The sequence below is a fragment of the Xanthomonas sp. MUS 060 genome, from assembly GCF_000963215.1.
Lineage (GTDB): Bacteria > Pseudomonadota > Gammaproteobacteria > Xanthomonadales > Xanthomonadaceae > Xanthomonas_A.
The window spans coordinates 289,353-302,061 of record NZ_JZIM01000001.1 but is presented as its reverse complement, the minus strand read 5'-3'; the positions used below and the strand labels follow the sequence as shown (position 1 = coordinate 302,061).

11 protein-coding genes and 1 pseudogene are annotated in these 12,709 nt (G+C 63.5%); 1 reads left to right on the top strand and 11 read right to left on the bottom strand.

Going from position 1 to position 12,709, the window contains the following annotated elements; all coding sequences use genetic code 11:
- Positions 1-32 precede the first annotated feature (32 nt).
- The gene (locus XANALMUS060_RS01390) at positions 33-1,091 is read right to left on the bottom strand and encodes a bifunctional nicotinamide-nucleotide adenylyltransferase/Nudix hydroxylase (RefSeq protein WP_045736828.1); all 1,059 of its coding nucleotides are present in this window, start codon (positions 1,089-1,091) and stop codon (positions 33-35) included.
- 229 nt (positions 1,092-1,320) lie between these two features.
- Between XANALMUS060_RS01390 and XANALMUS060_RS01385 the strand changes: the two genes are divergently transcribed.
- Entirely contained in the window at positions 1,321-2,196 is an 876-nt protein-coding gene (locus tag XANALMUS060_RS01385) for an endonuclease/exonuclease/phosphatase family protein (RefSeq protein WP_152640356.1), read from the top strand.
- Positions 2,197-2,330: 134 nt separating this feature from the next.
- Here XANALMUS060_RS01385 and XANALMUS060_RS01380 read toward each other — a convergent pair whose 3' ends face one another.
- From XANALMUS060_RS01380 to mltB, 10 genes and pseudogenes are all read right to left on the bottom strand, one after another.
- Complete coding sequence (locus tag XANALMUS060_RS01380) at positions 2,331-4,508, bottom strand: carboxy terminal-processing peptidase (protein ID WP_045736826.1); 2,178 nt, start codon at positions 4,506-4,508, stop codon at positions 2,331-2,333.
- A 244-nt stretch (positions 4,509-4,752) separates the two neighbouring features.
- A complete protein-coding gene (gene lipA, locus XANALMUS060_RS01375; protein ID WP_045736825.1) occupies positions 4,753-5,763 on the bottom strand; it encodes a lipoyl synthase in 1,011 nt (336 codons plus the stop codon).
- Between the two features lie 14 nt (positions 5,764-5,777).
- Positions 5,778-6,470 carry a lipoyl(octanoyl) transferase LipB gene (lipB, locus tag XANALMUS060_RS01370; protein ID WP_045736824.1) on the bottom strand — a complete coding sequence of 231 codons (693 nt, stop codon included), beginning with the start codon at positions 6,468-6,470 and terminating at the stop codon, positions 5,778-5,780.
- Positions 6,458-6,733 (bottom strand): DUF493 family protein, encoded by a 276-nt coding sequence (locus tag XANALMUS060_RS21100; protein WP_045737070.1) that lies wholly within the window; start codon positions 6,731-6,733, stop codon positions 6,458-6,460. The genes lipB (XANALMUS060_RS01370) and XANALMUS060_RS21100 overlap by 13 nt, the downstream gene beginning before the upstream one ends.
- Before the next feature lie 174 nt (positions 6,734-6,907).
- Positions 6,908-7,453: pseudogene (locus XANALMUS060_RS21095) on the bottom strand (lipoyl synthase); the annotation flags it as partial.
- A gap of 14 nt (positions 7,454-7,467) precedes the next feature.
- A complete protein-coding gene (gene lipB / locus XANALMUS060_RS01360; protein WP_045736824.1) occupies positions 7,468-8,160 on the bottom strand; it encodes a lipoyl(octanoyl) transferase LipB in 693 nt (230 codons plus the stop codon).
- Positions 8,148-8,423 carry a DUF493 family protein gene (locus XANALMUS060_RS01355; RefSeq protein WP_045737070.1) on the bottom strand — a complete coding sequence of 92 codons (276 nt, stop codon included), beginning with the start codon at positions 8,421-8,423 and terminating at the stop codon, positions 8,148-8,150. The genes lipB (XANALMUS060_RS01360) and XANALMUS060_RS01355 overlap by 13 nt, the downstream gene beginning before the upstream one ends.
- A 276-nt stretch (positions 8,424-8,699) precedes the next feature.
- Positions 8,700-9,908 carry a D-alanyl-D-alanine carboxypeptidase family protein gene (locus tag XANALMUS060_RS01350; RefSeq protein ID WP_045736823.1) on the bottom strand — a complete coding sequence of 403 codons (1,209 nt, stop codon included), beginning with the start codon at positions 9,906-9,908 and terminating at the stop codon, positions 8,700-8,702.
- A gap of 165 nt (positions 9,909-10,073) precedes the next feature.
- Positions 10,074-11,501: a septal ring lytic transglycosylase RlpA family protein gene (locus XANALMUS060_RS01345; RefSeq protein ID WP_045736822.1), complete on the bottom strand. Its 1,428-nt coding sequence runs from the start codon at positions 11,499-11,501 to the stop codon at positions 10,074-10,076.
- Entirely contained in the window at positions 11,498-12,628 is a 1,131-nt protein-coding gene (gene mltB, locus XANALMUS060_RS01340; protein ID WP_045736821.1) for a lytic murein transglycosylase B, read from the bottom strand. The genes XANALMUS060_RS01345 and mltB overlap by 4 nt, the downstream gene beginning before the upstream one ends.
- Positions 12,629-12,709: the final 81 nt, after the last annotated feature.

The following is a 12,709-nucleotide window of genomic DNA, read 5'->3' as shown; positions in this document are numbered from 1 at the left end:
CGGCAGTCTGTCCGCCGACCAGAAAAACCGCGTCAGCCGCGGCCCACAAAGAATTCGAGCAGGTGCAGGTGATCTTCGAACAGTTTCTGCCCCATGCCGAGCACCTCGCTGACCGGCACCCAACGCGCCTTGTCGGCATCGTCGCCGCCACGCACCTCGGGCAGTTCGCCTAATACGAACTCGAAGTGGAAAGCGTGGGTGATGGTGCGTCCACGCAGGCTACGCTCGGGATGGTCGAAGACGTGGCGATTTTTCAGCGACCCCTTCAAGACCGGGACCGGAATCTTGAGCCGGGTTTCTTCGCGTAGTTCGCGCAGACAGGCATCGAGAATACTCTCGTGCTGGCCGACGAAACCGCCGGGCAACGCCCACAGCCCCTTACCCGGCGCGGCACGACGACGCACCAGCAGCACATGCCCGGAATGCACCACCACTGCGTCGGCTGTGACGAAGGTGGGCGGATACGGCGCCTCTTTCCAAGCGGCACGGTATTGTTCGATAAACTGATACTCGGCAAGCAATTCCGCGTAGGACGGCGAGTTCTTACGGAACGCCTCAAGCATTTCGAACACCGGCGCTGGCACATTACCGCGTAGCATCAACAAGGCACCGTGGAAATCGATGCTGCCGGCTTGGAACAAATAACGGCGCAGCTCAGTCGCCGACAAGGTCTCGGTGTGCTGCACATCGACCAGCGGCCACTGCGGGAACTCGCGCAGGTAATCGCTGCTGGCATCCTTGTCCATGCCAATCAAACCAATCCGCGCATCGGTGCCACCGCCATCGTGGCCCACCGCATCGGCCACCGCCGACTGCACTGCGACGATCCATTGGCTTTCGTTATAGAGGTGATCGCGCAGCGCACGCAGGATCAAGCGCTCACCGCCGACACCCTCGAGCGCAGCCTGGATCATCACGCTACGCTCGGCCACGGTCCAGGGATTACGAATGGTGCGGGGCGTCTCGGCCGAGCCGATCAGGAAAATAAGCTTGCGCGAGCGCGCCAATGCGTGGCGGGCGACGGCCGCATGACCGTTGTGGAAGGGCTCGAAGCGCCCGATAAAAACGAGGTAGTCGTAGTCCATGAGCATCCCTCACGGGTGAAGTAGCGTGCCGCAGGTCTGTCCTTTGGCTGACGTGCATGCTACGCCAATGCACTGGAGCGTCAAACCTCATATCGCCAAGTCTGCACTGGGCAGCAACGGACAACGGACCTGGGTGTTACCAACTTTCGGCGGATCGATTTACAGCACCACGCGGTGACGACCGTCATCATCGCCATGCCACCCTCGCGCTCGCCTTTCCCTGTCGAGATCCTTCATGTCAATGCCCCGACGATTCGCGCATTCGTGCAGGTTGTTGCTGTTACTGATTGCGGCCATCGCTCCGGCGCAGGCACATCGGCCAGCCACAACGTCCACGCCGATGCCGCTCGAGGTCATGAGCTTCAATGTCCGCGTGCCGATCGATAGCGAGGGCGACAAGCGCTGGGAAGTCCGCCGCAGCGCGATGGCCGCACTGATCCGTGCGCAGCATCCGGATGTGGTCGGCACCCAGGAGCTGGTCAAGCGCCAAGCCGACTATCTGGCCGCACAATTACCGAACTATCGCTGGTTCGGCCGCAGCCGCGACGGTCACGAAGACGGCGAACGCATGGGTGTGTTCTACGACCGCCATCGGCTGAAACTGCTCGCATCCGGCGACTTCTGGCTGTCAGACACACCGGAAATCGCAGGCAGCATCAGTTGGGGGCATCCACTGCCACGCATGGTGAACTGGGGACTGTTCGAGCGCATCGCCGATGGCCGCCGTTTTTATCTATTCGATACTCACCTGCCCTACCGCGAGGAAGACGAGTCGGCGCGTACCAAGGGAGCGGCCCTGATCGTGTCGCGCCTGCGGGCCTTGCCGGCGAACGTGCCCGTCGTGCTGACCGGTGATTTCAACACGGTGCAGGATTCGCCGACCTACCGCACCCTGACCCAAGCGCTGACCGACGCACGGACGCAGGTAGCGCAGCCGCTGGGGCCGGAAGCCACGTTCCATGATTTCAGCGGACACCCGGATCGCCGCATCGACTGGATTTTCACCCGCGGACTGCATGCCACCCACTACGCCACGCTGGATGCGCGACCGCAGGGACATTGGCCGTCGGATCATTTTCCTGTCATCGCCGAGTTCGCCTGGACGCCCTGATCCAGGTCACTGGCGCGCCAGCGCGCATCGCATCGGATTGCAAGCGCATCCATCCGCGCCAGCACACAAAGACAAAAAACGCGCCACCGCTGAGCAATGGCGCGTTTGTGCCGACGTGGCGATGAAGCCTCGCGTCAGTCGGCCCAGCGTCCCGGGCCGGTGGATTGCGGCAGCACCTGCGCCGACAACGGATGATCCTTTTCCAGCAGGTTCACCGCATCGGCCAGGATCGATGCCGATTCGCGCAGCAACGGATCTGGACGCTTGTCGACCAGCTTCTCGCGCGCGGCGTCCTTGACGATGTCGCGCTCGTTGCCGGTCAAGCCGTCGTCGCTGCTATCGTCGGCCAGAGGATCCAGCGGCAGACCGAGCTGCTTGCGGATCTGCTGGCGCTGCTTGCGCTGCACGTCCTGCTTCTCGCGTTCGGCGCGGCGCTCGGCTTCGTTGAGCACGACGTACTTTTTGGCGGCCTCGGCACGGAACTGGCGCACGTCCTCTTCCCACCACTGGAATTCCTTTTCATTGGCGATGCGACTGGTGTGCAACGCCTCCAGCTTCGGCAACAACGCAGCGAAATTGCCGTACTGCGTGTGCGGCACCGCAGCGATGCGACTCCACGGCAAGGCGTTGTCGTAGGTGCTCTCGCCGAACTCGGTGGCATCGACGCTGGCCGGGAAGGCGATATCCGGCACCACGCCCTTATGCTGAGTACTGCTGCCACTGATACGGAAGAACTGGGCGATGGTCAATTTGACCTGACCGAAGCGGTCGGTCTGGTTGGCTGGCCAGCGATCCAGATCGACAATATTCTGCACCGTGCCCTTGCCGAAGCTGGTCTCGCCAATCACCAGGCCACGCCCATAATCCTGGATGGCACCAGCGAAGATCTCCGATGCCGAAGCCGAACCGCGGTTGATGAGGACCGCCAGCGGACCATCCCAGGCCACGGCAGGATTCTGATCGCTGTTGACGGTGACGCGGCCACCGGATTCGCGCACCTGCACCACCGGGCCTTGCTCGATGAACAAGCCGGTCAGTTCGATCGCCTCATCCAGCGAACCGCCGCCGTTATTGCGTAAATCCAGCACCACCCCATCGAGCTTGTCGGCCTTGAAGCCGGCCAACAGCTTGGCCACATCGCGGGTCGCCGAAGCGTAGTCCTTGGCATTGCGACGGCGGCCTTCGAAGTCCTGGTAGAACGCCGGCAGCTTGATGACACCGATACGCCGCGCCGGCTCGCCATCCTTCGCCGGCAGGGTCATGGTCTCGCCCTTGGCGGCTTGCTCGGCCAAACGCACCTTCCGCCGAGTCAGCACGACCTGACGATGCTTGCCGTCCACCCCGGCCTCGGCCGGAATGTATTCCAGGCGCACCTGCGTGTCTTTGTTGCCACGGATCTTGGCCACGACATCATCGATGCGCCAACCGATCACGTCCTCGATCGGGCCAGTCTTGCCTTGACCAACGCCGACGATGCGATCACCCGGCTTGAGCGTGCCATCCAGCGCCACCGGACCACCCGGGATGACCTCGCGGATCACCACCAGGTCGTCCTGCTTCTGCAACTGCGCGCCGATGCCTTCCAGCGACAACGACATCTGCTGATTGAAATTCTCGGCGGTACGCGGAGTGAAGTAGTCGGTGTGCGGATCGACGGTGTTGGTATAAGCGTTCATGAAGAGCTGGAACACGTCCTCGCTTTTCAGTTCCTTGACCGAATCGGCGAGGTTCGCGTAGCGCTTGTCCAGGGTCTTGCGGATGTCCTCGGACTTCTTGCCGGCAAGTTTGAGCCGCAACCAGTCGTTCATCACCGATTTGCGCCACAGCGCATCCAGTTCTTGATCGTCCTTGGCCCACGGCGCGTTCTTGCGGTCGTAATCGAATTTCTCGTTGCCGTCGAAATTGAAATCCTGTTTGAGCAACTTGCGCGCGTAGGCAATGCGCTGGTCCACGCGCTGCCGGTAGACGGCGAAGATATCGAACGCCGGTTCGAGCTCGCCGGAAGCGATGCTGGTACCTAGGTTGTCCTGGAACCCGGCGAACTTATCGACGTCGGCCTGGGTGAAGAACTGCTTGCTGCCGTCCAGGGACTCCAGGTATTTCTTGAAGACTTCCTTCGACGTCGCCTCGTCGAGCGCGCGTGGTCGATAGGCATAGCGACTATCGGACAGCAAACCATAGACCAACTTGGACGTGGTGGACTGGGCGGCAGTGGCGGCGGCCGGCAAGGCCGGTGCCTCGGTACGGGCGAACAACGCCAGCGGTGCGGTCAGCGCAAACGCCAGCAGGAAGGCGGGAGCTTTGAATTTCATCTAGGGACTCTCGGCACCAGGCCGTCAGGAGGGGCAGCACATCGCGTCAGACAACACGACAGTGGAGCAAGTTGCAGGCCGTGTCACCTATTCCTGAACCAGACTAGCCGCCTGTGCGCGCAGAAATGTGAACGGCACCGGTGCGAGACGTGCGGATGCGGATGTCGGAACGGGAAACAAAAGGACACGGCGACAACGCGCGCCGCTTCACCGACACGCCAAGAGAGAAAGCAGGTCGCCGTGCTCAAGCGGCGACGCCGGCACCGGCAGCCTGACGATCGGCATGGTAAGAGGAGCGCACCATCGGACCAGACGCCACGTGACTGAAACCCAGCGCGTTGCCGTAGTCCTCCAACGCCTTGTACTCCTCCGGCGTCCAGTAACGCATGACCGGATGGTGATGGGCGGTCGGTTGCAGATACTGGCCGATGGTGACCATGTCCACGTCGTGCGCGCGCAAGTCGCGCAGCGTGGCCTGGACCTGCTCCAGGGTTTCGCCCAGGCCGAGCATGATGCCGGATTTGGTGGCGATGGCCGGGTGTTGCGCTTTGAACTTCTGCAACAAGGTCAGCGACCACTGGTAATCGGCACCGGGGCGCACATTCGGATACAGCTCCGGCACCGTCTCGATGTTGTGGTTGAACACATCCGGCGGATGCGTCGCCAGGATCTCCAGCGCACGTTCCATCCGGCCTTTGCCACGAAAATCCGGGGTAAGGATTTCGATACGAGTGGCCGGCGCTGCGACGCGGATCGCGCCAATGCAGTCGGCAAAGTGCTGGGCACCACCATCACGCAGGTCGTCGCGATCCACGCTGGTCACCACCACGTACTTCAACCCCATATCGGCCACGGTCTGCGCCAGACTCGCCGGCTCGCCGGCATCCGGCGGCTTGGGTCGGCCGTGGGCGACGTCGCAGAACGAGCATCGGCGCGTGCACACCTCGCCCAGGATCATGAACGTGGCAGTGCCGTGACTGAAGCATTCGTGGATGTTCGGACAACTGGCTTCTTCGCAGACGGTGACCAGACGGTTCTCGCGCAGCTTGGCCTTGAGCGTCTGCACCGCATTGCCGGAAGGCAGGCGCACGCGAATCCACGACGGCTTGCGCAACACCGGCGCATCGGCGAATTGCACTGGCGAACGGGCGATCTTGTCTTCGCCCAATTGCTTGACTCCGGCCTGCAACGGCGCAGATGCGCTATCGCCGGAGAGAACCTGCAAGGGAATGCTGCGTGCGCTGGGCTGGGTCATGGCGTGGTCGGCGATCAGGGCGCGTGCGTGAGCGTGAGGTCGGGCAAGGCGTCGAGCGGTTGCAGCATCAGTCCGAATTGGCGAGCCAAGTGAGCTAGCAGAACCGGGGTGACCGCCTGCATGCCAGAAGGACCGCCCAAGTCTAACACCGCAGTCACCTGCAGGCCTTGATAGCCACAGGGATTGATCCGGCGGAACGGCTCCAGGTCCATCGCCACATTGAACGACAGGCCGTGGAAGCTGCAGCCGCGGCGCACGCGGATGCCGAGCGCGGCGACCTTGGCGTCACCGACGTAGACGCCCGGAGCACCGTCGCGGCGTTCGCCCAGAATGTTCCATGTGTCCAGCGTATCGATGATGGCCTGCTCGATCCGGCACACATACTCGCGCACGCCAAGCCCCAGGCGGCGCAGGTCGAGCAGCGGGTACACCACCAACTGGCCGGGGCCGTGATAGGTGACCTGGCCACCGCGATCCACGTGCAACACCGGGATATCGCCCGGCGCCAGCACGTGTTCGGGCTTGCCGGCCTGGCCGAGCGTGAACACCGGCTCGTGTTCGACCACCCATAATTCATCGCTGCTGGACGCGTCGCGGGCATCGGTGAAGCGCTGCATCGCCCGCCACACCGGTTCGTAGGGCTGACGACCGAGGTCGCGCACCGCACATGGCAGCAGCGCGGGCGCGTGGGCGGTTACAGCGTCCACTTCACTTCCGGATGCCCGCGCAGCACCGCGTGTGCCGCGTCGTATTGGGCACGATCCATGGCGCGGAACGCGATCCGCACCGAGACGTACTTGCCATTGGAGGAATACTGCCAACTGATGCGTTCGTCCAGCACCTCCACACCGGCAGTGGCCAGCAGGCGCGGCAGCTCCGATTCCAAGCCAGCGCTGGCGGCTCCCATCGCGCTTAATTCGAAGACGCCAGGAAACTGGAAGCCATGAGTTTGATCGGAAACGGTGTCCATCTGCGCATTATCGGGCCGGGCGCTGGCAAACCCAAGGCCACGCCGCGCAATGACCAGGGTCAGGATGAGATTCAATCGACCATCAGAGCCGCACCAAGGCACTTTCGCCCTGTGAAGACGCATGTCAACACGGGCATGGCACTGCGCGTGCGGATTGGAAACGGCAACGATTTCCGGGGTAAGGATTTCGATACGAGTGGCCGGCGCTGCGACGCGGATCGCGCCAATGCAGTCGGCAAAGTGCTGGGCACCACCATCACGCAGGTCGTCGCGATCCACGCTGGTCACCACCACGTACTTCAACCCCATATCGGCCACGGTCTGCGCCAGACTCGCCGGCTCGCCGGCATCCGGCGGCTTGGGTCGGCCGTGGGCGACGTCGCAGAACGAGCATCGGCGCGTGCACACCTCGCCCAGGATCATGAACGTGGCAGTGCCGTGACTGAAGCATTCGTGGATGTTCGGACAACTGGCTTCTTCGCAGACGGTGACCAGACGGTTCTCGCGCAGCTTGGCCTTGAGCGTCTGCACCGCATTGCCGGAAGGCAGGCGCACGCGAATCCACGACGGCTTGCGCAACACCGGCGCATCGGCGAATTGCACTGGCGAACGGGCGATCTTGTCTTCGCCCAATTGCTTGACTCCGGCCTGCAACGGCGCAGATGCGCTATCGCCGGAGAGAACCTGCAAGGGAATGCTGCGTGCGCTGGGCTGGGTCATGGCGTGGTCGGCGATCAGGGCGCGTGCGTGAGCGTGAGGTCGGGCAAGGCGTCGAGCGGTTGCAGCATCAGTCCGAATTGGCGAGCCAAGTGAGCTAGCAGAACCGGGGTGACCGCCTGCATGCCAGAAGGACCGCCCAAGTCTAACACCGCAGTCACCTGCAGGCCTTGATAGCCACAGGGATTGATCCGGCGGAACGGCTCCAGGTCCATCGCCACATTGAACGACAGGCCGTGGAAGCTGCAGCCGCGGCGCACGCGGATGCCGAGCGCGGCGACCTTGGCGTCACCGACGTAGACGCCCGGAGCACCGTCGCGGCGTTCGCCCAGAATGTTCCATGTGTCCAGCGTATCGATGATGGCCTGCTCGATCCGGCACACATACTCGCGCACGCCAAGCCCCAGGCGGCGCAGGTCGAGCAGCGGGTACACCACCAACTGGCCGGGGCCGTGATAGGTGACCTGGCCACCGCGATCCACGTGCAACACCGGGATATCGCCCGGCGCCAGCACGTGTTCGGGCTTGCCGGCCTGGCCGAGCGTGAACACCGGCTCGTGTTCGACCACCCATAATTCATCGCTGCTGGACGCGTCGCGGGCATCGGTGAAGCGCTGCATCGCCCGCCACACCGGTTCGTAGGGCTGACGACCGAGGTCGCGCACCGCACATGGCAGCAGCGCGGGCGCGTGGGCGGTTACAGCGTCCACTTCACTTCCGGATGCCCGCGCAGCACCGCGTGTGCCGCGTCGTATTGGGCACGATCCATGGCGCGGAACGCGATCCGCACCGAGACGTACTTGCCATTGGAGGAATACTGCCAACTGATGCGTTCGTCCAGCACCTCCACACCGGCAGTGGCCAGCAGGCGCGGCAGCTCCGATTCCAAGCCAGCGCTGGCGGCTCCCATCGCGCTTAATTCGAAGACGCCAGGAAACTGGAAGCCATGAGTTTGATCGGAAACGGTGTCCATCTGCGCATTATCGGGCCGGGCGCTGGCAAACCCAAGGCCACGCCGCGCAATGACCAGGGTCAGGATGAGATTCAATCGACCATCAGAGCCGCACCAAGGCACTTTCGCCCTGTGAAGACGCATGTCAACACGGGCATGGCACTGCGCGTGCGGATTGGAAACGGCAACGATTTCCGTTGCAAAAGCGGCTTGCGCCACGCGAACGCTCAAATCAGACGCCTATTTGGCACCCAGGCCATCACGAAAAAGCCGGCGTCACCGCCGGCTTTTTCCCATTCAGGCCGATTCCCACCACATCCAGAAGCTGTCCCACAGACGCTTGAAGAAACCCGCCTCGTCGACCGCTTTCAGCGCCACCAGTGGCGCCTGTACGATCACCTTGCCGTCCAACGTCACCCTGACCGTACCGATCGCCTGACCTTGCTTGATCGGCGCCGTCAGGGTCTTGGGCACATCGATCGACGGTTTCAACTCGCTGTAGCGGCCACGCGGCACACTGACCAACAGCGGCTGCGCCACACCCAACAGCACCTGTTTTTCGGTCCCCTTCCACACCCGCTGCTGCGCAACCTGCTTGCCCGGTTCGTATAGACGGTGCGTTTCGAAGAAACGGAAACCCCAGTTCAACAACGCCAGACTGTCATCGGCACGTTGCTTCTCGGAGCTGTCGCCCATCACCACCGCGACCAGACGCTGGTCGCCACGCTGGGCAGAGCTGAGCAGGCAATAGCCGGCTTCGGAGGTGTGACCGGTCTTGATACCGTCCACGCTGGGGTCGCGCCACAACAGCAGGTTGCGGTTGGGCTGGGTGATGTCGCCGACACGGAATTCCTTGATCTTGTTGTAGGCGTAGGTTTCCGGGTAATCGCGCACCATTGCACGCCCCAGCAAGGCCAGATCGTAGGCGGTGGTGTAGTGGCCCTCGGCCGATAAGCCGTGCGCATTGACGAAGTGCGAACCGGTCATGCCGATCTTCGCGGCATAGTTGTTCATCAGATTGGCGAACGCCTCTTCGCTGCCAGCGGTATGTTCGGCCAACGCGATCGCCGCGTCGTTACCGGACTGCACCGCCATGCCCTTTTCCATGTCTTCCAGGCGCGCGGTCTGGTTGACCGGGAAGCCGCTGTAGCTGCCGTCGGTACCGGCGCCGCCCTCGCGCCAGGCGCGCTCGCTGAGCATGACCTGATCGTCGCGCTTGATCTTGCCCTGCTTCAATTCGGCTGCCACCACATAGGAGGTCATCACCTTGGTGATGCTGGCCGGGGCCACGCGCAGGTGTTCGTTTTCGCCGGCCAGGACCTGGCCGGTGGCGTAGTCCATCAATACCCAGGCTTTGGACACGGCAGGTTTGGGCGCGGGCGGGATCGCCACAGTGGCAGGCGCAATGGCGGCGGCCGGCGGCGCGGGCACCGGGCCTGGGGTCTGCGCGGAAACCATGCCAACGGCGAAGGTCGCCAGGGCGGCGACGGCGAAGCGGAATTTCATCTAGAACGACTCCTGGCAGGCCTGAAGGCCGATAGTTAACGGTGCATTGTAGGACGAGGCACCGCCTTGGCAGCCGCCGTGGCGGCACGGACACGAGGCGGCGTTAAGCCATTGGCAATGGCAACAGCCACCAAGATGCCGCGCCCGATGTCACAGCGCGGCACCTCAGTCTTTCACGATCTGGGGCCGCTCGAAGCCGAGTCCGGCGATACGCGCGGCCAGCTCGGCAGCACTGCTGTGATCCCCGGCCGCGACCCGCAGACGCCACAATGTCCGCCCGCCGGAAACGATGTCGCTGATGCTGCCACCGACGATGCCCGCAGACACCAACTGCGACAGCGCGCGATTGGCATTCTCCCGGCTGGCGAAGCTGGCGACCTGCAGCAGGATGCCGAGCGGCACGCGCGAGGATGTCGTTTCGGCAGACGGATGCGACTCGGGGGCATGGACCGGCGCGGCCACGGCAGGCGTTGCGATGGCGGCGCCGGTCCTGGTGCTGGACACTGCGGCCACAACTGCGGGCGCACTGGCAGTGGTCACGGCTGGAGCCCTACGTGCCGGGTCCGGAGCGGCGACAGCCACGCTGGATTGTTGGAGCGTGGTCGACTTACCGGTGGCGACATGCACGCCGTGCGACTTCATCCACTCATCGAAATGATCGGCATTGGCGGGGATGTTGGCGTCGGCCTTGACCCGGTAACGCCAACGTTCGCCCTCTGGCAACGCGGCGCCTGCCGCAGCGGTGGCCGCCGCGGCAGGCGGGGCCGCAACCACGCTCGACCTGGACGGCAGGGTCTTGACTAGATTGTCCATGTCCGCCGCACGTCGCACCGCAGCGGCCTCGGCAGGGCGGGCGCTAGCCAACACGGTGGCGGCCGGCCGATCACTGTGACGTCTGGCAAGCAGGTCGCCGTTGTCGGCCGGAGTCAGTCCACGTACCTCCACCCGACCAGTGCCCTTGCCGGTGATACCGAGCTTGACCGCCGCCGCATAGCTCAGATCGATGAGACGGTCATCGTGGAAGGGGCCGCGGTCGTTGATCCGCACCACCACCGATGCACCGTTGTCGATATTGGTGACCAGAGCGAAGCTGGGCAATGGCAGGGTCTTGTGCGCGGCGGTGAAGGCATACATGTCGTAGACCTCCCGATTCGAGGTCAACCGGCCATGGAATTTGTTGCCGTAATACGAGGCGGTGCCGCGTTCGACATAACTGTGCGGATCGTCGATGACGGTGTACGCGCGGCCCAGCACCATGTAGGGGGAGCGGTTGCCGATCACCGAGCGTGGCTCGTCGGTGACCAGCGGCTCGGGAATACAGGCGACGTTGGGCACCTCATCGGGCGTGCTATCGCGTACACCGGGCGCGTACAGTCCGCCAGCGGTATAGTTGCCGCGTTTGGATAGGTCTTCCTTGGCCGGCGCGTAGGGCGAGGTCACGGGACAGCCAGTGGCGATATGCACCGGCCCGCGACCTTCGACTTTGATCCCGGGAGCCTTGCTGCCTACGGTCTTCTTCGGGGCGCTACTGCAAGCGGCCAACGCCAGGAAAGCGACGACAGGGGCGATGCGGAGCAGCGCGTGCGGATTCATGCCGGCGGTAATTCCTTCCCGGCGATGGCCTGGGACAGTTGGTAAACCGCCATCGCATACATTTTGGAGGCGTTGTAGCGGGTGATCGCGTAATAATTCTGGAAGCCCAACCAGTACTGCTTGCCGGTACTACCGTCGAGTGTGATCGGGGTAGCGGTGGTACCGGCGGGGACTGGCGCATTCGGCGTGTAGCCACGCGCGGCCAAGTCGGCCATGGTGTATATCGGTTTCCAATCGCTCGGATTGAATTCCTCGGCGCCAGCGCGCAGCGTGGCCGGCACGGCGACCAGCCCACCGCGCACCCAGCCACCTTTCTTGACGAAGTAGTTGGCAATGGAGGCGAACGCGTCGCTGTAGCTGGTGAACAAATTGCGCTGGCCATCGCCATCGCCATCGACCGCGTACTGGCGGTAGCTGGAGGGCATGAACTGACCAAAACCCATGGCACCTGCGTAGCTACCGATCAGCGTGGTGATATCAAGGTGTTCCTCGTGGGCCAGCGCGAACAATTGGCCGAGTTCATCGCGGAAATACAGTTCGCGGCGTACCTCGCGTTCGAGATTGGCCGGGTCGCCGCTGCGCGGATAGCGGAAGGCTAATGTGTACAAAGCATCCAGCACGCGGTACTTGCCGACGTTCTTACCGTAGCTGGTCTCCACGCCAATGATCGCAACGATGATCTCGGCCGGCACGCCGGTACGCGCCTGGACACGCAGCAGTGCGTCGCGATGGTCGGCCAGGAAGGCACGACCGCCATCGATCCGCGCCTGGGTGATGAACATCGGCCGGTACTCGCTCCACGGCTTGACCCGCTCGGCCGGGCGCGACATCGCCGCCACGATCGCATCCTTGAACTGCGCCTGCGCCAGAGTCGCCTCGATCTGCGCAGGATTCAGGCCGTACTTGGCTGCGGTATCGCGCACGAAGTTCGCGCGGGCAGTCTCGAATGGCACCGGGGTCAGGTCCACTGGCGGCGCCTGCACCACTTCGGGTGCGGCCTCAGAGGGCGGTGCCGGACGCAGGGCCTGCGGCGCGCTGGCCTGTGGCGGGGACGGTGACGACTTGGGCTGGGTCGCGCATGCGACCAAGCCGAGCGTCAGCAGGCACATCAGCGAGCTTCGAATCATCGCGGAAGACTACCAGACTCAAGATGAATTTTTGCCAATAATGCTATGAAACAAAAGAACTTTACCCCAGGTCAAGTGCGT